This window comes from Kitasatospora cathayae, from assembly GCF_027627435.1.
GTDB lineage: Bacteria > Actinomycetota > Actinomycetes > Streptomycetales > Streptomycetaceae > Kitasatospora > Kitasatospora cathayae.
On sequence record NZ_CP115450.1, the window covers coordinates 2198885 to 2217748 of the forward strand.

Here is an 18864-nt window from a genome sequence, read left to right on the forward strand (position 1 = left end):
GCGCCGGACGGGTATCCCGGGCTACGCACCGCGCCCGGCGCGGGCGGGCCGGACGGGTCGGCCCGTCGCGCCCGAACGTCCAGAACGATTCCGCGGCGACTGCGCCGCCGGGGCCGATCAATGAGTCCGAGCGACCCTCTCCGGAAGTCGCAGACGCATGCGAAGCACCGGCGTCAGCAATGGTCAGCCCCGGATCGCGCGCGATAGCGGCGGGGCGACCACGGCGAGGCCGCCGGACACCCGTGCCACGCGACGACCCCTGACCTCGGACAGACCCTAGCCCGCCGCCCGGCCGGCCAGCTCGACCAGCTCGGCCAGCTCCGCCGGGGCCAGGCTGCCGGGCTCGCGGCGTTCCCGCGCCCAGCGGTTCACCAGCTCCTGGAACAGCTCGTTCACCGGCGTCGGCACCCCGCAGCGGCGGCCGAGCAGCACGATCTCCCCGTTCAGGTAGTCGACCTCGGCGGATCCGCCGCCCCGCTTGAGGCTCTGCCAGGTCGAGCCGTGCCCCGCCCCGGCGCCGGGCGCCAGCTCGTCGACCGCGCCGCGGCGCAGTTCGGCCAGTTCGGCGGGGGCCGCGTACGCGATGCCCGAGCGCTCCAGCACCGCGACGGCCTCGGTCCGGGCCCGGACGGCCAGTTCGCCGGACTCGGCACCGGGCCGCTGCCCGCACAGCGCGTCGACGGCGTTGGCCAGGTTGTCGACCAGCTTGCCGTACTTCCAGCGCAGTACGTCCTCGGCGACCTCGGCCCGGAAGTCGGCCGCGGTCAGGTCCGCGGCGATGTCCCGGACCGTGTCGTCGGCGCCGCCCGGGTAGCGGCCCAGGACCAGCAGGCCGGTGCGCGGCCCGCGCCAGGTGCGCACCTCGCCGGGGGTGAGGTAGGCGGCCGGCAGCACCACCATGGCGCCGTAGACCCGGCGGAAGTGGCGCAGCGCCAGCCGCTCGTTCTCCACCCCGTTCTGCAGGCAGACCAGCGGCAGCCGGGCGCCGGCCCGGCCGCCGTCCGGCCCGACCGGCTGGTCGGCCCAGACGCCCAGCGCGGCCGCGGTGTCCTGGGTCTTGACGGCCAGCAGCAGTACGTCGCCGTCGCGCAGCTCGACCTCCTGCGGCCCGGCCGCGACCGGGATCGGGAGGGTGTCCGTCCCGGCCGGGCCGTGCACGGTCAGTCCGCGCTCGCGCAGCGCCGCGCCGTGGTCGCCGCGCGCCACCAGGACGACGCGGTGCCCGGCCCGGTGCAGCCGCGCGCCGACCACGCCGCCGACCGCCCCGGCGCCGATCACGATGTACCGCTTGTCCACTGATCCTCCCAGTTGATCCCGTCCGCGTACCACGCGGCCAACTACTCGGCGTACGCCGCGATTTCGCCCGCGTCCCGGCCAATGGTCACATAGCCGCCGAGGTGGTCACCGGACTTCTCGCCACCGCGGCGGCGGTGGCCGTTCACGCCCTTGATCCGTTCCTCGACCGCGAACGGCGGCGGGCCGCTGGGAGCGGGGCGCGAAGGGACGTCGAACGGCCCGGCCAGGACAGTATCAGCACTCATACTCAGCTTATGACCCTGTTTCACATCAGGGTTCCCCTTGACGCCCGCCGCGCCGGAGCCGTAGTGTCACCCCGCCATGTATCAGGACCCTGACATCAGCCAGGGTTCGCACTCCACGCAGAACTCATCGACATCGGAGTCATCGCCCCATGAAGAGCTACCCACGCACCACGCTCGCCGCGGTGTGCGTCGCCGGCGGGCTGCTCCCCGCCTCGCTCACCGGCGCCTCGGTGGCCCTGCCGAAGATCGCCACCGACCTCGGCGCCGGCCTCGGGCCGCTCCAGTGGGTGGTCAACGGCTACAACCTGACCTTCGCCAGCTTCATGCTCGCCTGCGGCGCCATCGCCGACCTGGTCGGCCGCCGCCGGATGCTGGGCATCGGCATCACACTCTTCGGCCTGTGCTCCCTGGTCAGCGGCCTCAGCAGCGACATCCACCTGCTGGACGGCGCCCGCCTGCTGGCCGGTGCGGCCGCCGCCGCGGTGCTCACCGCCGGCAGCGCCCTGCTCGCCACCGCCTTCTCCGGCCCCGCCCAGGCCAAGGCCTTCGGCATCCTCGGCTCGTCCTTCGGCGTCGGCCTCGCCCTCGGCCCCTCCACCTCCGGCCTGTTGGTCTCCTCCTTCGGCTGGCGCTCGGTCTTCCTGCTGCACGCCGCGATCGACCTGGCGCTGCTGCTCGCCCTGCCGCGCATCGCCGAGTCCCGGGACCCGGGCGCCCGCGGCGTCGACTGGGGCGGCACCGTCACCTTCACCACCAGCCTCGCGCTGGTCACCCTCGCCATGGTCGAAGGCCCCCAGCAGGGCTGGACCAGCCCCGTCGTGCTCGGCCTGCTGGCCGGCTCCGTGCTGCTGCTCGCACTCTTCGTGCTGGTCGAACTGCGCCAGGAGCGCCCGATGTTCGACCTCGCCCCCGGGAGTCGATCGGCGCCATCCGGCACGCCGTCGACCTCGGCATGACCCTGCTCGACACCGCCGACCTCTACGGCCCGTTCACCAACGAGGAGTTGCTCGGCGAGGCGCTCCAGGGCGGCCTGCGCGAGCACGTGGTGCTCGCCACCAAGGGCGGCCTCAAGGCCGATCCGGAGTCCCGCCTCGGCTCGGTGCGGGTGACCGCCGACGGCCGACCCGCGAGCACGTCGTGCCGATCCCCGGCAGCACCCGCCGGCTCCACATCGAGCAGAACGCCGCGGCCGCCGAGGTACGACTGAACAGCGTCGACCTGGCCGAGCTGGACTCCCTCCCGGCCCCGGTCGGGACCCGCTACTGATCGGCACCGCAGACGAGTTCCCCAGAGGCGTTCGTGCCTAGCGACTGATCAGCCCACTGATGTACCTTAAAGTCCGAATAGTCCGCAGCGGGGGCAGTCAGGGATGCGATCACTGTGACCGACAACAGTTCCAACCAGCCGGCCTCGGCGCGGCTCGATTTCCACGACCGCCTCGGCCACGCCATCAAGCGGGCCGAGCAGGCGCTGATCGGCGAGAAGAGCCGGGTGCTGCGCACCGTCGACCTGACGGTGCCGCAGTACGTGACCCTCCTGTGCCTCCAGCGGTCGTCCGGGATGTCCGGGGCCCAGCTGGCCCGGGAGTGCATGGTCACGCCGCAGACCATGACGACGATCCTGACCAACCTCGAGAACAAGGGCCTGATCACCCGCGAGACCTCGAGCGTGCACCAGAAGGTCCTCGTGGCCAAGCTCACCCGGACCGGCCGCGCGCTGGCCAAGAAGGCCGACGCACTGGCCCGCGGCGTGGAGCAGCGGCTCGCCGACGCCTTCGACGAGAGCGAACAGGCCCAGCTGCGCGAGCTGTTGGAGCGCTCGGTGGCGGCGCTGCGCAAGACCGACTGACCAGCGCGGCAGCGGCACGAGACCGGGCGGAAGGCCTTCCCCCGGACGCCCGGTCACCACCCGGGGCGCCCAGGGGGCGGCCTCGCATCCTCCGCACCGGGACCCAGCCGCCCGGTGACCGAGCGACCGACCACCGATCGACACCGAGGAACCCGATGTCCCACACCGCCGCAGCCCTCACCCCCGGCACCGTCCTGGTGCTGGTTGACCTCCAGCAGTGGATCGTCAGCCGCCCCGTCGCCCCGCTGACCGGCCCGGCCGTGGTCCGCTCCGCCGCCCGGCTGAAGACCGCCTTCGAGGCCGCCGGCCTGCCCGTGGTCCTGGTCCGCCACGCCCGCGTGGACGGCAGCGACGGCGGCCCCGACTCCCCCTTCAACCGCTTCGCCCCGGAGCTGGCCGCCCGCCCCGGCGACGAGGTCGTCACCAAGTACGGCATCGACGCCTTCGCCGGCACCGACCTCGCGGACCGCCTGGACCGCCTCGGCGCCACCGCCCTCGTCATCGCCGGCATCGCCACGGAGTACGGCGTCGGCGAAACCGTCCGCACCGCCGTCACGCTCGGCTACCCCACCACCGTCGTCGAGGACGCCGTCGCCGCCCTCTCCACGCCGAGCCACACCGCCGCCCTCGACACCTTCCGCGGCCTCGGCGTCACCCTCACCCACACCGACGCCCTCCTCCCCCCGAGCCCCTGACCCACCGGGCCCCGCCCGCCCGCGCGGCTTCCACCCCCACCTGACCTGCTGCTCACTCGCGCCCGCCGACCGCCTCGACCGGCGCGGTCCGCAGGGCGAACCGGGTGGCCGTCGCGATCGACCCCCAGGAGAGCGCGGGGGTGGTCGCCACGAGCGCGAGGAGACCGAGCGCGGAGAGACTGGGAACCGGCGTGGTCGGCCCGAGGCTGACGCCGATCAGCGGCGGGGCCGTCGCCGGCAGTCCGAACAGCAGCGCCGAGAAGACGACGATCCGCGCCGCGCCGTTCATCACCCGGCGGACCTGCTCCCGGCCGGCCCCGCTCAGGCCGGCTCGGTGTACACCGCCAGCGCGGCGTCGCGGACGTCCGGCCGCGGGTCACGGCGCAGCGCGTGCAGCAGTTCCTGCCAGGCGGCGGGCCAGCCGAGCGGTGCCCCGGCCGTGGCCAGCGCGACGGCGAACAGGCCGGGAGCGAGGCCGTCCTCGGCGACCAGGCCGGACAGCTCGGCGAGGCGCTCGCCCAGGTCGGGTGCGTCCGGGTCGAGCGCCGTGACCAGTCGGCGGGTGGCCTCGGGCACCAGCACGGGTTCGGCCAGCAGGAGCGCGGCGACCGCGCGCTGGGTGGCCCGGAACGCCGCCGCGTCGCCGTTCTGGCACCACATCGAGCCGACGAGCGCGGCGATCCGGCGCAGGGCCGGCTGGTCGTGACCGGGGAGGGCCGGTTCCCCCGCGCGCACCACCCCGATCAGCGCGGTCAGGGCGTCGGCCAGGACGCTGCCCGGCGCGCAGCCGCCGAGCGGGTGCGGGGCGTCCGCCAGCGCCACCCCGATCAGCACCTGGGCCGCCCCCTTCCAGCGGTCCCGCTCGGCGAGGTCGGTCACCAGCGGGACGAGCGCCCGCACCGCCTCCGGCACGTACCGGCCCCAGGCGACGAGGTGGCCGCGCGCGGGTCCGGCGGAGGCGATGTCGTCGCCGATCGCCAGTCGGGCCATCAGCGCGGCGAAGGTGGGGCGGTGCTCGCCGGGCACCCGGTTTTCGGCCCGCGCACACCGTCGGCCCCGACTCCGGGGGGGGGGGCCGACGGTGACGAGCGATCGGGTCAGCGGGCCGCGTCGCCGACGGGAGTGCCGAGGGGGGAGAAGCCGTGGAGCCAGTCGACCTTGTCGTAGAGGTCGGTTCGGGAGAAGCCGGAGAGCATCGTGTTGCGGGCCTGGGCCTCGGCGCCGGCCGGGTGGTAGAGCTGGGTGCCCATCTCGCGGGCGAGGAGTTGGGCCTTGGCGGTGCGCTCCTGGCGTTCGGTGGCGTACTTCTCGAGGCTGGGGATCACGGTGTCGGCGTCGCAGGCGAGGAAGCGGCCCAGGACGACGGCGTCTTCCAGGGCCATGCAGGCGCCCTGGGCGGCGTACTGGAGCATGGGGTGGGCGGCGTCGCCGAGGAGGGCGACCCGGCCGTCGGTCCAGGTGGTGACCGGGTCGCGGTCGCACAGCACCCAGGTCCGCCAGTCCTCGCCGAGTTCCAGCAGGCGGCGGGTGGTGTCGCCCAGGCCGGGGAACTCGGACAGGACGTGGGCGCGTTCGACGGGCTCGCCGGCCACGGCGACGGTCGCGCCGTCGTCGCGGGTGGCGGCCAGGTTCAGGTAGGTGCCGCCGCCGATGGCGTAGTGGACGAAGTGCCACTTGGGGCCGGCCCAGAGGGTGACCGCGTTCCAGCGCAGGTCTTCGGGGACCTTCTCCATCGGGATGACGGAGCGGTAGATGGTGTGGCCGGAGACGCGGGGTTCGCCGTCGCCGACGAGTTGGGCGCGGATCGCCGAGCGGATGCCGTCCGCGCCGATCAGCACGTCGCCGGTGACCGTGGTGCCGTCGGCCAGGAGGGCCTCGACCCCGGTGGCGTCCTGCCGGTAGCCGGTCACGGACGCGTTCGTGACCAGTTCGACCCGGTCCTCGGCGCGGCAGGCGCGCAGCAGGGGTTCGTACAGGTCGCCGCGGTGCACGACGGCGTACGGGTTGCGGAACCGGTCGCGGTAGGCCTCGGTGAGCGGCATGCTGGCGACGCACGAACCCGAGGTGCCGTCCATGAAGCGCAGTTCGTCGATGAAGACGGCCTTCGCCCGGACGTCCGCGCCCACGCCGAGGTGGTCCAGGGACGAGAAGGCGTTGGGCGCCAGCTGGATGCCCGCGCCGAGTTCCTCGAAGGCCCGGCGGCGTTCCAGCACGACGACGTCGTGGCCCTGTCGTGCGGCGCTGAGCGCGGCGGCCAGTCCGCCGATGCCGCCTCCCGCGACGATGATCCTCACCATGATGTTTCAGCAGTCCCTTTCGTGTGACGGCGGACGGCGGACGGCCAGGCGGCACCGGCGGTACGGGACGCACCGCCGGGAACCGCCGTCTCAGCCCTCCAGCGCGAGGCCGTGGCCGGCCAGGGCGTCGAGGGTGAACAGGCCCTCGACGGTGGCCTCGACGTCGAAGGCGGACACGAACGTCGGTGGGCGGCCGATGAGTTCGACGGCGCGCGCCGGCCTCGGCACGGCGGCGGCCGCCGCGGACTCCCACAGGAACACCGCGCCCCAGCGCTGCCGTTCGGTGTCCGAGATCCAGAACTTCAGGCGCAGTCCGGGGACTTGGCTGAAGCGGTCCACGGCCTCGTCCCGCAGGAACGGGCGCAGCGACTCCACCGTCTGTCCGGTGCCGGCCAGGTCCCACCATGCGATCACCGCGTGCACGAGCGCAGCACCTCCGTCATCAGGGAGGCCGTGATGTCCAGGCCGTGCTGGGAGAGCACCGACTCCGCGTGGAACTGCACGGAGGCGAACCCGGTGCCGCGCATGGCGTGCACCTCTCCGGTCCGCGGGTCGCGGCAGACCTCCACGACGCCCCGGACGGGGTGGTCGGTCTTGTCGTGCTCCGAGCGTGCGGCGAAGGTGTTGTAGAAGCCGACCCGCTCGGTCCGTCCGAAGAAGTCGATCTCGCGCTGCACGCCCTGGTTGGGCACGTCCCGCTGGACCAGCGGCAGCCCGAGCAGGGTGGCGAGCACCTGGTGGCTCAGGCAGACCGCCATGAACGGCCGTCGGCTCTCCAGCAGGCGGCCGATGGTGCCGCGCAGGTGCGCGATCTTCGGGTCGTCGGTGACGCGGGGGTCGCCCGGGCCGGGGCCCATCACGACCAGGTCGTGGGCGTCGGTGTCGTAGGGCTCGTCGAACCGCCGCACGGTCACCGTGAGGCCGAGCGAGGAGAGCTGGTGCCCGATCATGGACGTGAAGGTGTCCTCGGCGTCCACCACCAGGACACTGCGGCCGGCCAGTTCGGCGGCGCGCCCGGCGGTGTCCTCGGCCGTCCCGGTCAGCCAGAAGTCGGCGATGTTCTCGTTGCGCCGGGCGAGCGCGGTGAGGACCTGCGGGTCGTGGGCGAGCCGGGTGCGGCCGGGGCCTTCCAGCGCCGCGAGCAGGCCGGCCGCCTTGGCGCGGGTCTCGGCGACCTCGGAGGCGGGGTCGGAGTGGCGCACCAGCGTGGCCCCGACGCCGATCCGCAGCCGACCGGAGCGGTCGATGTCGGCGGTGCGGATCAGGATGGCGCTGTCCATCTCGCGGGTGCCGGAGGCGTCCCGGCCGACGAGGGCGGCGACGCCGCTGTAGTAGCCGCGGCCGTCGGGCTCGTACTTTCCGATGACCTTGGTGGCGCTCTCCAGCGGGGATCCGGTGACGGTCGGCGCGAAGAGCGTCTGGCGCAGGATGTCGCGCACGTCGCGGGTGGTGCGGCCCTCGATGAAGTACTCGGTGTGGGCGAGCCTGGCCATCTCCTTGAGGTGGGGGCCGGTCAGCCGGCCGCCGTCCTCGCAGATCCTGGCCATCATCTTGAGTTCCTCGTCGACGACCATGTACAGCTCGTCGGTCTCCTTCTGGTCGCCGAGGAATTCGAGCACGCCGCTGAGCGCGGGGCCGTCGGCCGGATAGCGGTAGGTGCCGCTGATCGGGTTCATCACGGCGTTGCCGTCGTGCAGGCTGATGTGCCGCTCGGGGGTCGCGCCGACGAAGGTGCGCTCGCCGGTGTGGATCAGGAAGGTCCAGTAGGCGCCGGTCTCGCGCTCCAGCAGCCGCCGGAAGAACGACAGGGCGACGGCGGGGGTGTATCCGGTGACGTCCGCGGTGAACGACCGCTTGATGACGAAGTTGGCGCCCTCGCCGGTGCCGATCTCGTCGGCGATCACCTGGCGCACCACCGAGGCGTAGGTGGCGTCGTCGGGCTCGAAGCGGCTTCCGGTCAGGGAGGTCGGCAGGCTGGGCAGCCGGCGCAGGGTCTCGCCGAGCGGCAGCACGTCCTGCTCGCGCACGGTCAGCACCAGGAGCGGTTCGCCGTCGTCGACGGCGGTGAAGCCGCGCTCGGCGAGCTGCCGGTAGGGCACCAGGACGAGCGCCTCGTGCCCGGTGCCTTCGGGGGCGTCCGTGAGCGGGATGTCCGTCAGCGAGGCGCACTCGGTGACGTCGCCGAGCAGCAGGTCGACGAGGCCGGCACCGGCGGTGTGCGGCCGGTGCAGCAGGGCGAAGGCGGGCGGGTCGCCGTCGAGGATCCGCCCCAGCAGGTCGGCGTGACGGGGGTCGGCGTGGTGCGGATAGGCGTGGTGCGGGTCGGCGTGGTTCGTGCCGGTCACCGGGCGTCCTCCAGCTCGGTCAGCAGTTGCTTGGTGGTGGCCACCCGGGCGCAGCGCTCGGCCGCGTAGGTCAGGGCCTGCCGGTGGTAGGCCGCGGAGAAGTCGGCCACCGCGTCCGCGACCAGGAAGGGCTGGATGTCGTTGGTGAAGGCGTCCACCGTGCTCATCAGCACGCCGATGTGGGCGTAGACGCCGCACAGGATGAGCTGGTCCCGGCCGGCGGCGCGCACCCGCTCCAGCAGGTCGGTGCGGGCGAAGGCGCTGTAGCGCCACTTGGTGAGCACCCAGTCCTCGGGGGCGGGGGCCAGTTCGTCGATCACCTGGCGGTCCTCGGGGGTGGTGCGCATGCCCGGGCCCCAGAAGTCGCGGAGCAGTCCGCGCTGTTCGACGGTCATGTCACCGGGCTGGGCGGTGTAGGCCACCGGGATGCCGGCGGCGGCGCACCGCTCCCGCAGCAGGGCCGCGTTGGCGACCAGCTCCGTCCCGGGGGTGCCGCCCGCGAACGGGCGCAGGAAGAAGCGCTGCATGTCGTGGACCAGCAGCACGGCGCGGCGCGGGTCGGGGGTCCAGTCGACCGGGCCGGCCGGGAGGTCGCCCTCGGTGGGCATGGGGTACGGCTCGATGGGCGGGATGCCGGGGGTGGGCTTGGTCATCGCGCTCTCCTCACTGGACACCGAGGGTCGCCCCACCGTCCACGGTCAGGCTGTGCAGAGTGATGTGGCCGGCCTCGTCCGACAGCAGGAAGGCGACCGCTCCGGCGATGTCCTCGGGGCGGGCGACCTTGCCCAGCGGGATGCCGACCTTGTACGCCGAGGGCGTTCCGTTCACCGAGGTGCTGATGGCGCCGTCGTCGTGGTGCATGCCGCGCAGCATGGGCGTGTCGGTGGAGCCGGGCGCCACCACGTTGCAGCGGATGCCGTGGCGGGCGTTCTCCAGTCCGAGGCACTTGGTGAACATGGTGGCCGCGGCCTTGGAGGCGGCGTACGCGGCCATCTCGGTGCGGGCGGTTCCGGCCGCGTTGGAGGCGACCGTGACCACGGCCCCGCCGCCCCGGGGCACCATGCGGTTCACCACCGCGCGGGAGACGTTGAAGACGCCGGTGGTGTTGACGGCGAAGGTGTCGGCCCAGTCCTGGTCGGTCAGCTTGCGGGCCTCGCCCATTCGCAACACACCTGCGGCGTTGACCAGTTGGTCCACCGGGCCGAGGGTGTCCTCGATGGTGGCGACGGCCCGCTCGACGTCCTCGGCCGACGTGACGTCGGCGGGGACAGCGGTGACCTCCAGCCCGCGGGCCGTCAGCCGCTCCACGGATTCCGCCAGCCTGGCGGGGTCGCGGTCCACCGCGGCGACCCGGACGCCGCGTTCGGCGAGCGTGCGCACGACGGCTTCGCCGATGCCCCCGGCCGCCCCGGTGACCAGGGCGATCCTGCCTTCCATGCTTCCTCCGTACTGGGAACGTGGTGGTGCGTTCGGTGCTGCGACCGGGACGTCGGCCCCGGTCAGCCGCGCCAGGCCGAGACCGCCTCGACGGCCTGCGCGGGGTTGAGCCGCGGGTCGCAGAAACTCAGGTACTTCTCGCTGACCCGGTCGAGGTAGGAGGCGTTGCGCACGCACTCGGTGACCGTGTCCGGCGTGGTCTCCAGGTGCAGTCCGCCGGCCGTACCGCCGTTGTCGCGCACCGCCTGCTGGAAGTTCTCGATCTCCCACACGACGGTCTCCACGAAGCGGGTCTTCAGCCCGTTCGGGCCGCTGACCGTGTTGCCGTGCATGGGGTCGCTGAGCCAGATGACGGGGTGACCGGCGGCGGCGACGGCCCGGACCAGTTCCGGCAGCCGCTCCGCCGCGGCGGTGGCGCCCATCCGGGCGATCAGGGTGAGCCGGCCGGGCTTCCGCTCCGGGTCCAACTTCTCGCACAGCGCGAGCAGTTCGTCCACCGTGACGGTCGGGCCGACCTTGCAGGCGACCGGGTTGCTGACCGCGGCGAGCAGCGCGACGTGCGCGCCGTCGATCTGCCGGGTGCGCTCGCCGATCCACGGCCAGTGCGTGGAGGTCAGCAGCAGGGAGCCGTCCGGCTCGCGGCGCAGCAGGGGGAGTTCGTAGTCCAGCAGCAGCGCCTCGTGGCTGGTCCACACGGGCAGTTCGAGGCGGTGCCGCCGGGGCGTGCGCCACCCGAGGTGGTGCATCGCGTCGCTGGCCGCCCGGTAGGCGAACAGCAGGTGGTCGGGGTTGGGCCGGCGGCCGTCCGGGTCCGGCTCGGGCCGGTTGACCGCGTGGCCCCGGTAGACGGGCAGTTCCACGCCGCCGACGGTCTCGGTGGGGTTGGAGCGCGGCTTGCCGAACTGGCCGGCCAGCCGGCCCACCCGCAGCACGGGCTTGCCCGAGGCGAGCTTCATCGTTCCGGCCAGCACGTCCAGCAGTGCGGCCTTGCGGGCGATGTCCGACGGGTTGCACTCCGCCGGGTCCTCGGCGCAGTCGCCGGTCTGGATGATCTGGACGTGTCCGGCGGCGGCTTCCAGCAGCAGTTCGCCGAGCCGGTGCACCGCCTCGAGGTCGACCAGCGGCGGCATGTGCGCCAACGTGTCGCACACCTGGGACACGTGCCGTTCGTCTGACCAGTCGGGCTGCTGGAGCGCGGGCAGGGTACGCAGATTGAGCAACAGGTCGGTCACGGGGTCCCCACTGGTGGTAGGCCGGTGCACCGTCACGGGACGGCATCAGGGAAGGCGGAGCGGTACGGGAGCGTGCGCGCCGGTCAGATCTCGACGCGGACGTCGTAGTCGGACACCCAGGTGTTGAACTCGACCAGGCGTTCCAGGACCGCGCGGGCGCTCCAGGGGCCGCCGACCGTGAAGGCGCCGGCGGGCCGGTCGAGCAGTCGGCGCACGTCCTCCTCGGAGACGATGGCGAACACCGGGGCGTCCTCGGTGAGGATCTCCTCGACCTTCTGCCGCAGGGCGAGCTCGTACCGGTGGTCCTGGGTCGAGGGGTACGGGTTCTTCTTGCGGTCGAGGACCGAGTCGGGGAGCACGCCGCGCATCGCCGCGCGCAGCAGGCTCTTCTCCCGGCCGTCGAAGTTCTTCATCGCCCAGGGGGTGTTGTAGACGTACTCGACCAGCCGGTGGTCGGTGAACGGCACCCGGACCTCGAGGCTGACCGCCATGCTGATGCGGTCCTTGCGGTCCAGCAGGAAGTTCTCCCACCGGGTGACGTTGAGGTAGGTCAGCTCGCGCATCCGGGCCTCGAGGCCGCTCTCGCCGGGCAGCCGCGGGACCTCCTCGAGCGCCTCGGTGTACCGCTGCTTGACGTAGTCGGTGAGGCCCAGGCGGTCCCACAGCCCGACGTCGCGCAGCGCGCCGATGCCGCCGGCCTTCTCGAAGGGGTGGTGCCAGGGGAAGCTGTCGAGCTCCACGGCCTCCTGGTCGTGGAACCAGGTGTAGCCGCCGAACAGTTCGTCGGCCGCCTCGCCCGAGAGCGCCACGGTCATGTGCTGCTTCAGGGCCCGGCAGAGCAGGAAGAGGGAGTACTCCATGTCGCCGGTGGAGACCGGCAGGTCCTGGGCGCGCAGCACGGCGCCGCGGACCTCGGGGTCGAGGATGTCCTCGTTGTTCAGCTCGACGATGATGTGCTCGGCGCCGACCTGCTCGGCCACCTCGATGGCGAACGGGGTGTCCGGGTCCTCCCACTGGACGTTGGCCTCGAAGCGCTGCTCGTGGCCCACGAAGTCCACGGAGAAGGCGTGGATCGGCTCGGTGATGCCGCGCCGGGTCCGGGCGGCCGCGGCGAGCGCGGTGACGGCACTGGAGTCGAGGCCGCCGGAGAGCAGGGTGCCGACGGTGACGTCCGCGACGAGCTGCCGGTCGACGATGTCCTCGAGCAGGGACCGCACGTGGGCGATCGTGGTCTCCAGGTCGTCGGTGTGCTCGCGGGCCTCCAGCTTCCAGTAGGTCCGGGTGCTGGTGCCGCTGCGCGAGAACCGGACCGTGGTGGCCGGCAGCACCTCGTGCATGCCCTTGAACACCGCGTGGCCGGGGGTCTTGACGATGCTGAAGATCTCCCGCAGGCCCTCGACGTCGACGACCGCCTCGACCTCGCCCTGGGCCAGGATGGCCTTGGGCTCGGAACCGAAGATCACGCCGTCCGCGGTCGGGTAGTAGTAGAGCGGCTTGACGCCCATCCGGTCGCGGACGAGCAGCAGTTCCTCGGTGCGCGGGTCCCAGATCGCGAAGGCGTAGATGCCGTTGAGGCGCTCGGCGAACTCCTCGCCCCACTCCAGGTAGGCCCGCAGCACCACCTCGGTGTCGCTGGAGGTGCGGAACTCGTGTCCCAGCGCCGCCAGTTCCTCGCGCAGCTCCTGGAAGTTGTACACCTCACCGGTGTACGTGATGACCGGGAGGCCGCCGTCCTCCGCGGCGGCCATGGGCTGCCGGCCACCCTCCAGGTCGATGATCGCGAGCCGACGGTGGACGATGAGCGCGTGCTCCGAGGTCCACACCCCGCCGGCGTCCGGGCCGCGGCAGATCATGGTGTCGTTCATCGCCTCGGCGATGGCGACGGACCCGCGGAGGTCACGCCCGAAACTCACCCATCCGGCCATTCCGCACATTGAATCCAGTTCCTTTCGTCGAAAGCCGGTGGGCGATCAGATATCCGCTGCGTCGTAACACAGGACGTGCCGCGTCAACTGCACCCGACTGGACACGTCGAGTTTCAGGAACGCATTCCTCACGTGGGTGTTGACCGTATGTGGAGAAACCATCAGTTCTGCGGCCACGGCGCGGTTGCTCATTCCGATCGACACCAGACGGGCCACCTGAACTTCAGCCGGCGTCAGCGCTTCCCAGCCTGACTTCGGCCTGCTCGGACGAGCCCTCCCCGTCGCCTTGAGCGTCTGCATCGAATCGCTTTCCGTTTCACTGCTGCGTTACGAGTTCGGCATCGTGGCCTCGCTCTGCTGCCACGCTGACGTCCGCGTTTCGGCGGGCGATCACGGGTACCAGAATGCCCTGCCACGCGATCCGTCAGCAATCCGTAATGCCATAAATCGGCAGAACTGCCGGAGAGTGTCAGATGCCGGGCGCAGCGTCAGGTGTCCGGCGCAGCGTCAGATGCGGGAAAGGTCGTCACGGTCGCGCAATTCCGTCGGGTCCGCCGCACGTCGGCACCTCCGCCGGAATGCGTCGGGTCCGCCGGAATATGTCAGGTCGAGCGAACCGGGCGAACGCGACGGAGGGGGCCGCGGCATCCGCGACCCCCTCCGCACGGCGCGTCACCGCGCCGCGGTTGCCACCCCCGCCTTGGTCAGGCGGTGGCACCGCCGTCGATCACGTGGTCGTGCCCGACGACGTAGCTGGACTCCTCCGAGGCCAGCCACAGCACGGCGTTGGCGATCTCCTGCGGGTCGGCGACCCGGCCCAGCGGCACGGTCGGGGCCAGCCGGGCGTCGCGCTGCTCACGGGTCTCGCCCGGGAGGTAGGACATCGGGGTGTCGATCGGGCCGGGGCTGATCGAGTTGATGCGCACGCCCTCCTTGATGTACTCGAGCGCCGCGGTGCGGGTCAGGAAGCTGACGCCGGCCTTGGAGGTCGAGTAGGCGCTCATGCCGGCCAGACGCCAGTGGGCGCCCAGGTTGGAGGCGGTGTTGACGATGACGCCGCCGCCGTTGGCGGCCATGTGGGCGGTCTCGTGCTTCAGGGCGAGGAAGACGCCCGTCAGGTTGACGGCGAGCACCTTGTTCCAGACGTCCTCGTCGTGCTCCCCGACCGGCGTGCCGCCGCCCAGGATGCCCGCGTTGTTGAAGGCGACGTGCAGACCGCCGTGGCGGGCAACAGTGGTGTCCACCATGGCCTTGACGCTCTCGGAGCTGGTGACGTCGACGAGGACGCCGGAGGCCTTGCCGCCCTCGGCCTCGATCAGCTTGATCGTCTCGTCGACGCCCGCCTGGTTGACGTCGGCGACGACGACGGTCGCGCCCTCCTTGGCGAAGGCCACGGCCGCGGTCCGGCCGAGCACGCCACCGGCGCCGGTGACGAGGACGACCTTGTCGGTGAAGCGGGCACTCATGGGAACTCCCTTGTATCAGTGTGATGTTGCGTGGTGCGTTGGCTTGAGATGTCAGTGACGGGTCGCGGACGTCAGTGACGGGTGGCGGAACCGGCCGGGCCGTCCGCCGGCCCGGCGCCGGCGGTGTCCCGGGACCGGGAGGAGTCCGTCGCGCGCTGGAGCAGGACCAGCCCGGCGGCGACGGCGAGCGTGACGGCGGCCGTGCCGAAGGCGAAGCCGTACCCGCTCGCGTCCGCCGCGGCCCCGCCGCCGTGGTCGGCGGCGTACGTGGCGGCGAGCGGCACGAGGACGGCCAGGCCGAGCGGGGGCCCGACCTCCATGGCGGTGTTCACGATCCCGCCGACGAGGCCGGCCTCCTCGGGCGCGGTCCGCTCCACGGCCCACACGGTCGCGCCGGAGAAGGTGAGTCCGGCGCCGACCGGGAAGAGCGTGACCCCGGCGAGCAGCGGACCGAAGTACGACGAGTGGGCGTCGAGCGTGCTCAGCAGCCCCATGCCCACCGCCCCCAGGGCGAGGCCGGTGGCCGCCAGCCCACCGGGTCCCAACCGGCGCGCGGCCGGGCCGCCGACGACGGCGGTGAACACCACCGCGAGGACGGGCGGGAGGAAGGCCGCCGAGGTGCGCAGCGGTGAGTAGTCCAGCGTCTTCTGGAAGTAGAGCGCCAGGACGAAGAAGTACGTCGCCATCGAGGCGGCCGTCAGGCCGATGGCGAGCAGCGCCGCCAGCCTGCGGGTGGACGCCAGGAGGGCCGGCGGCACCAGCGGCCGGGACGACCGGGCCTGGACCACCGCGAACAGGACCAGGACGACGGCGCCGAGGCCGATCCACAGCCAGTCCGACTCGCCCAGACCGTAGATGAACGCGGTCAGCCCCGCGGTGATGAGCAGGGCGCCCGGCAGGTCGAGCCGTTCGGCCCGGCGGGCGGCGCCGGTGGGCAGCAGCCGCGAGCACAGGACGATCACCGCCGAGACGACGGCGGGCGCGACGAACACCCAGCGCCACTGCACCCAGGAGAGGATCAGTCCGGACAGGACGTTGCCGCTGCTGGCCCCGATGCTGGCCAGCACGCCCCAGACCGCGAGTGCCCGGGTGCGCCGGGCCGGATCGGGGTACACCGCACCGAGCAGGGCCATCGCCGAGGGCGCCGCGAGCGCCGCACCGACGCCCTGGGCGAACCGGGCCGCCACCAGGACCCAGAGGGTGGTGGCGGTCGCGGCGGCGAGCGAGGCGGCGCCGAAGACGGCCACGCCGGTGACGAACACCCGCCGGTGGCCGAGCAGGTCGGCGAGCCGGCCGCCCAGGACCAGCAGTCCGCCGAACGACAGGCTGTAGGCCGAGGTGGCGAAGACGAGGTCCTGGTCGGTCAGCCCCAGGTCCCGCTGGATCGCCGGCAGCGCCACGGTGATCACGGTGATCGTCGCGATGAGGGTGACCTGGACGGCACCCAGGAGCGCGAAGGAGGGCACAGGTCCCAGCCGGGGTGGAGCTGGTGCCGCGGAGCGGTCCGTAGCAACGGTAACCATAATCGACTACTCATTCCAATATGTGGGCAGAGTGGGCACGAGTCGCCTCGTACTGACGCCGGACAGAAGCTAGCACAGCTTGAACGATCGATCCACTATTCCGCAGGATGCCGCCCTCTCCAGCCTTAACGGGAGGTACCCGGCGCGCCGAACGTGGCGCAGGAAACCGCGCGAGGACATCGCACATTCATGCGATGTCCTCGCGCGGCCGGTCATCGAGACTCGGGGGTGACCCACGCATCAGGGAGGCATTGCCACATGGACACTTTCAGCTGGACGCTCCCCGTCGTCGGCCCGGGCGAGAACCCGGTCCGGCCGAACGCCGACCAGGTCTGGGAAGGACTGGTCCACAAAGCGGAGAACCCCAGCCCGTACGTGCCCGCCGTAACGGCCTGCCGGGTTCTGGAACGCTTCGACGACGGTTTCCTGCGCGAGATCACCGTTCGCGACACCGAGCGGGTGCACGAGCGCGTCACCTTCGAACCCGGTGAGCGTGTGGTCTTCCGCCCGACCGACGACCCCTGCATCGAGCAGATCGTGAACGAGCTCGGCAAGGACGAGAACGGGCACCCCACCCTGACCCTGCGCGTCACCCTCAGCCCCGCCGGGGTCGAGAAGGCCGAGCAGACCCGCTACTTCCTGCACGAGACGAAGCGCTACTTCTCGGACGCGCTGCAGTTCATCGTCGAGGGCCTCGTCGAGCGCCACGGGCGCTGACCCCCCGGACGGGTCCCCCGATCCCTCCCCCACAGGACACCGGAGCACGCGGGCCACGCCCCTCCCGCCCCCCGTGGACCGCGGCCCCACTCGATCTGCCAGCAATCCGGAAGAGGAGAACCACACGATGTCAGGCCACTCCCGTCGCTCGTTCGTCAGAGACGTCGCGCTGGTGGGCGGCGCGGCGGCCGTCCTGCCGGCGGTAGCCGCGATACCGGCCGCCGCCGACCAGACGGACACCCCGGCCACGACCACGGACGTGACCCCGGCCTCGGCCACGACCGCCGAGCCCGTCGTCGCGATCGGCCCCGCCGACCGCCGCTACCCCGACGTGACCTGGGGCAGCAACCGGCGCTGGGTGGGCACCCCGGACACCGTCCAGCTGGTCAGCACGGCGGACCAGGTGCTGGCCGCCGTCCAGCAGGCCGTGAACAGCGGCAAGGGCTTCGCGGTGCGCAGCGGTGGCCACTGCTACGAGGACTTCGTCACCAACAACGGCGTCCGCACGGTCATCGACCTGGGCGGCCTGAACTCGGTCGGCTACGACGCGACCCGCCGGGTGTTCTGGGTCGAGCCCGGTGCCCGCCTCGGCGAGGTGTACAAGAAGCTGTACCGCCAGTGGGGCGTCACCCTGCCCGGTGGCAGCTGCCCGACCGTGGGCGTCGGCGGCCACGTCGCGGGCGGCGGCTACGGTCCGCTGTCCCGCAAGCACGGCCTCATCGTCGACCACCTGTGGGGCGTCGAGGTCGTCGTCGTCGACGCGTACGGCCGGGCGTCCAAGGTCGTCGCCACCCGCGAGGCCAACGACCCCAACCGCAGCCTGTGGTGGGCCCACACCGGCGGTGGCGGCGGCAGCTTCGGCGTGGTCACCCGCTACCTGTTCCGCTCGCCCGACGCCACCGGCACCAACCCGGCCGACCAGCTGCCCAAGCCGCCGTCCGAGGTGCTGATCGCGAACGTCACCTGGAACTGGGCCGACCTGAACGAGACCTCGTTCTCCCGCATCCTGCGCAACTTCGGCCAGTGGTACGAGGCCAACAGCGCGCCGGACTCCCCGTACGCCACGCTCTTCAGCCAGCTCAAGCCGCAGCACATCTCGGCCGGTTCGTTCTCCATGACGACCCAGATCGACGCCTCGGTGCCGAACGCCGACGCGCTGCTCGACGCCTACCTGGCCGCCGTCAACGCGGGCACCGGTGTCAACTACCAGGTGACCGACCGCCGCAAGATCTCCTGGCTGCACGCGGTCACCCAGTGGCCCGGCTTCACCGGCACCGACACCTCCACCCGCTTCAAGGCCAAGTCGGCCTACATGCGGCGCGGGTTCACCGACGCCAACCTCCACGCGTTCTGGACCAACATGACGCGCAGCGACTACTCGGGCCCCGCGTCGCTCGTCATGATCACCGCGTTCGGCGGCAAGATCAACACCGTCGGGACCTCGGACACCGCGACCGCGCAGCGCGACTCGATCCTCAAGCTGCACTACGTCAGCTTCTGGACCGACGCCGCCGAGGACGACGCGCACGTTGGCTGGGTGCGGTCCCTCTACCAGGACGTGTACGCGGCCTCCGGCGGCGTGCCGGCCTCCAACGCGGACACCGACGGCTGCTTCATCAACTACGCCGACGCGGACCTCGTGGACCCTCGCTACAACGCCTCCGGCATCCCGTGGTCCGAGCTGTACTTCAAGGGCAACTACCGGCAGCTGCAGTCGGTCAAGGCCCAGTGGGACCCGAAGAACCTGTTCAGCCACTCGCTGTCGATCAAGGCGGTGTGACCATGGCGTCGCGCGTTCCGTCGCCCGACGCCCGAGCCGGCGCCGCCTCGGGCGCCGA

Annotated in this window: 20 protein-coding genes; 6 read left to right on the top strand and 14 right to left on the bottom strand. The window is 72.3% G+C overall.

Features of this window, described 5'->3' with window-relative positions; translation table 11 throughout:
- Positions 1-276 precede the first annotated feature (276 nt).
- Together O1G21_RS09945 and O1G21_RS09950 are read right to left on the bottom strand one after the other, a co-directional pair.
- A complete protein-coding gene (locus tag O1G21_RS09945) occupies positions 277-1296 on the bottom strand; it encodes a ketopantoate reductase family protein (RefSeq protein WP_270142572.1) in 1020 nt (339 codons plus the stop codon).
- Positions 1297-1337: 41 nt separating this feature from the next.
- A complete protein-coding gene (locus tag O1G21_RS09950) occupies positions 1338-1541 on the bottom strand; it encodes a hypothetical protein (RefSeq protein ID WP_270142573.1) in 204 nt (67 codons plus the stop codon).
- 149 nt (positions 1542-1690) lie between these two features.
- Here O1G21_RS09950 and O1G21_RS09955 point away from each other — a divergent pair, with 149 nt between their 5' ends.
- The 4 genes from O1G21_RS09955 to O1G21_RS09975 all read left to right on the top strand — a co-directional run bounded on the left by O1G21_RS09955 (position 1691) and on the right by O1G21_RS09975 (position 4084).
- Positions 1691-2497, top strand: coding sequence for an MFS transporter (locus O1G21_RS09955; RefSeq protein WP_270142574.1), 807 nt, complete (start codon positions 1691-1693; stop codon positions 2495-2497).
- On the top strand, positions 2494-2748 hold the full coding sequence (locus tag O1G21_RS41730) for an aldo/keto reductase (RefSeq protein WP_405000618.1): 255 nt from the start codon (positions 2494-2496) through the stop codon (positions 2746-2748). The genes O1G21_RS09955 and O1G21_RS41730 overlap by 4 nt, the downstream gene beginning before the upstream one ends.
- A 173-nt stretch (positions 2749-2921) precedes the next feature.
- A complete protein-coding gene (locus tag O1G21_RS09970) occupies positions 2922-3389 on the top strand; it encodes a MarR family winged helix-turn-helix transcriptional regulator (protein ID WP_270142577.1) in 468 nt (155 codons plus the stop codon).
- Positions 3390-3544: 155 nt separating this feature from the next.
- Positions 3545-4084 carry a cysteine hydrolase family protein gene (locus O1G21_RS09975; protein WP_270142594.1) on the top strand — a complete coding sequence of 180 codons (540 nt, stop codon included), beginning with the start codon at positions 3545-3547 and terminating at the stop codon, positions 4082-4084.
- A 52-nt stretch (positions 4085-4136) separates the two neighbouring features.
- Here the strand turns inward: O1G21_RS09975 and O1G21_RS09980 are convergent, their stop codons facing one another.
- The 12 genes from O1G21_RS09980 to O1G21_RS10035 form a co-directional block, all read right to left on the bottom strand.
- The gene (locus O1G21_RS09980; RefSeq protein WP_270142595.1) at positions 4137-4373 is read right to left on the bottom strand and encodes a hypothetical protein; all 237 of its coding nucleotides are present in this window, start codon (positions 4371-4373) and stop codon (positions 4137-4139) included.
- A 32-nt stretch (positions 4374-4405) separates the two neighbouring features.
- Complete coding sequence (locus O1G21_RS09985) at positions 4406-5110, bottom strand: hypothetical protein (protein ID WP_270142596.1); 705 nt, start codon at positions 5108-5110, stop codon at positions 4406-4408.
- A gap of 71 nt (positions 5111-5181) precedes the next feature.
- Positions 5182-6381: a 3-hydroxybenzoate 6-monooxygenase gene (locus tag O1G21_RS09990; RefSeq protein WP_270142597.1), complete on the bottom strand. Its 1200-nt coding sequence runs from the start codon at positions 6379-6381 to the stop codon at positions 5182-5184.
- Positions 6382-6471: 90 nt separating this feature from the next.
- Positions 6472-6804: a hypothetical protein gene (locus tag O1G21_RS09995; protein ID WP_270142598.1), complete on the bottom strand. Its 333-nt coding sequence runs from the start codon at positions 6802-6804 to the stop codon at positions 6472-6474.
- On the bottom strand, positions 6792-8726 hold the full coding sequence (locus tag O1G21_RS10000) for an anthranilate synthase family protein (RefSeq protein ID WP_405000619.1): 1935 nt from the start codon (positions 8724-8726) through the stop codon (positions 6792-6794). The genes O1G21_RS09995 and O1G21_RS10000 overlap by 13 nt, the downstream gene beginning before the upstream one ends.
- Positions 8723-9379 (bottom strand): isochorismatase family protein, encoded by a 657-nt coding sequence (locus O1G21_RS10005; RefSeq protein ID WP_270142599.1) that lies wholly within the window; start codon positions 9377-9379, stop codon positions 8723-8725. The genes O1G21_RS10000 and O1G21_RS10005 overlap by 4 nt, the downstream gene beginning before the upstream one ends.
- Positions 9380-9389: 10 nt before the next feature.
- Positions 9390-10163 (bottom strand): 2,3-dihydro-2,3-dihydroxybenzoate dehydrogenase, encoded by a 774-nt coding sequence (locus tag O1G21_RS10010; RefSeq protein WP_270142600.1) that lies wholly within the window; start codon positions 10161-10163, stop codon positions 9390-9392.
- A 62-nt stretch (positions 10164-10225) separates the two neighbouring features.
- Positions 10226-11395 (bottom strand): 3-deoxy-7-phosphoheptulonate synthase, encoded by a 1170-nt coding sequence (locus tag O1G21_RS10015; protein ID WP_270142601.1) that lies wholly within the window; start codon positions 11393-11395, stop codon positions 10226-10228.
- 83 nt (positions 11396-11478) lie between these two features.
- Entirely contained in the window at positions 11479-13329 is a 1851-nt protein-coding gene (gene asnB, locus O1G21_RS10020) for an asparagine synthase (glutamine-hydrolyzing) (protein ID WP_270142603.1), read from the bottom strand.
- Between the two features lie 36 nt (positions 13330-13365).
- Positions 13366-13620 carry a helix-turn-helix domain-containing protein gene (locus O1G21_RS10025; protein WP_270142605.1) on the bottom strand — a complete coding sequence of 85 codons (255 nt, stop codon included), beginning with the start codon at positions 13618-13620 and terminating at the stop codon, positions 13366-13368.
- 404 nt (positions 13621-14024) lie between these two features.
- A complete protein-coding gene (locus O1G21_RS10030) occupies positions 14025-14786 on the bottom strand; it encodes an SDR family NAD(P)-dependent oxidoreductase (protein ID WP_270142606.1) in 762 nt (253 codons plus the stop codon).
- Positions 14787-14857: 71 nt separating this feature from the next.
- On the bottom strand, positions 14858-16252 hold the full coding sequence (locus O1G21_RS10035) for an MFS transporter (protein ID WP_270142608.1): 1395 nt from the start codon (positions 16250-16252) through the stop codon (positions 14858-14860).
- A gap of 315 nt (positions 16253-16567) precedes the next feature.
- On the opposite strand from O1G21_RS10035, the gene O1G21_RS10040 reads away from it, so the two are divergent.
- On the top strand, positions 16568-17026 hold the full coding sequence (locus tag O1G21_RS10040) for an SRPBCC family protein (RefSeq protein ID WP_270142610.1): 459 nt from the start codon (positions 16568-16570) through the stop codon (positions 17024-17026).
- Between the two features lie 127 nt (positions 17027-17153).
- The gene (locus O1G21_RS10045; RefSeq protein WP_270142612.1) at positions 17154-18806 is read left to right on the top strand and encodes an FAD-binding oxidoreductase; all 1653 of its coding nucleotides are present in this window, start codon (positions 17154-17156) and stop codon (positions 18804-18806) included.
- Positions 18807-18864 lie beyond the last annotated feature (58 nt).

Coding starts and splice junctions, on each gene's coding strand:
- asnB (WP_270142603.1), bottom strand. CDS start 13,329: ATGTGCGGAATGGCCGGATGGGTGAGTTTCGGGCGTGACCTCCGCGGG.
- O1G21_RS09990 (WP_270142597.1), bottom strand. CDS start 6,381: ATGGTGAGGATCATCGTCGCGGGAGGCGGCATCGGCGGACTGGCCGCC.
- O1G21_RS10005 (WP_270142599.1), bottom strand. CDS start 9,379: ATGACCAAGCCCACCCCCGGCATCCCGCCCATCGAGCCGTACCCCATG.
- O1G21_RS41730 (WP_405000618.1), top strand. CDS start 2,494: ATGACCCTGCTCGACACCGCCGACCTCTACGGCCCGTTCACCAACGAG.
- O1G21_RS09980 (WP_270142595.1), bottom strand. CDS start 4,373: ATGAACGGCGCGGCGCGGATCGTCGTCTTCTCGGCGCTGCTGTTCGGA.
- O1G21_RS09975 (WP_270142594.1), top strand. CDS start 3,545: ATGTCCCACACCGCCGCAGCCCTCACCCCCGGCACCGTCCTGGTGCTG.
- O1G21_RS10045 (WP_270142612.1), top strand. CDS start 17,154: ATGTCAGGCCACTCCCGTCGCTCGTTCGTCAGAGACGTCGCGCTGGTG.
- O1G21_RS10040 (WP_270142610.1), top strand. CDS start 16,568: ATGGACACTTTCAGCTGGACGCTCCCCGTCGTCGGCCCGGGCGAGAAC.
- O1G21_RS09950 (WP_270142573.1), bottom strand. CDS start 1,541: ATGAGTGCTGATACTGTCCTGGCCGGGCCGTTCGACGTCCCTTCGCGC.
- O1G21_RS10010 (WP_270142600.1), bottom strand. CDS start 10,163: ATGGAAGGCAGGATCGCCCTGGTCACCGGGGCGGCCGGGGGCATCGGC.
- O1G21_RS09955 (WP_270142574.1), top strand. CDS start 1,691: ATGAAGAGCTACCCACGCACCACGCTCGCCGCGGTGTGCGTCGCCGGC.
- O1G21_RS10030 (WP_270142606.1), bottom strand. CDS start 14,786: ATGAGTGCCCGCTTCACCGACAAGGTCGTCCTCGTCACCGGCGCCGGT.
- O1G21_RS10025 (WP_270142605.1), bottom strand. CDS start 13,620: ATGCAGACGCTCAAGGCGACGGGGAGGGCTCGTCCGAGCAGGCCGAAG.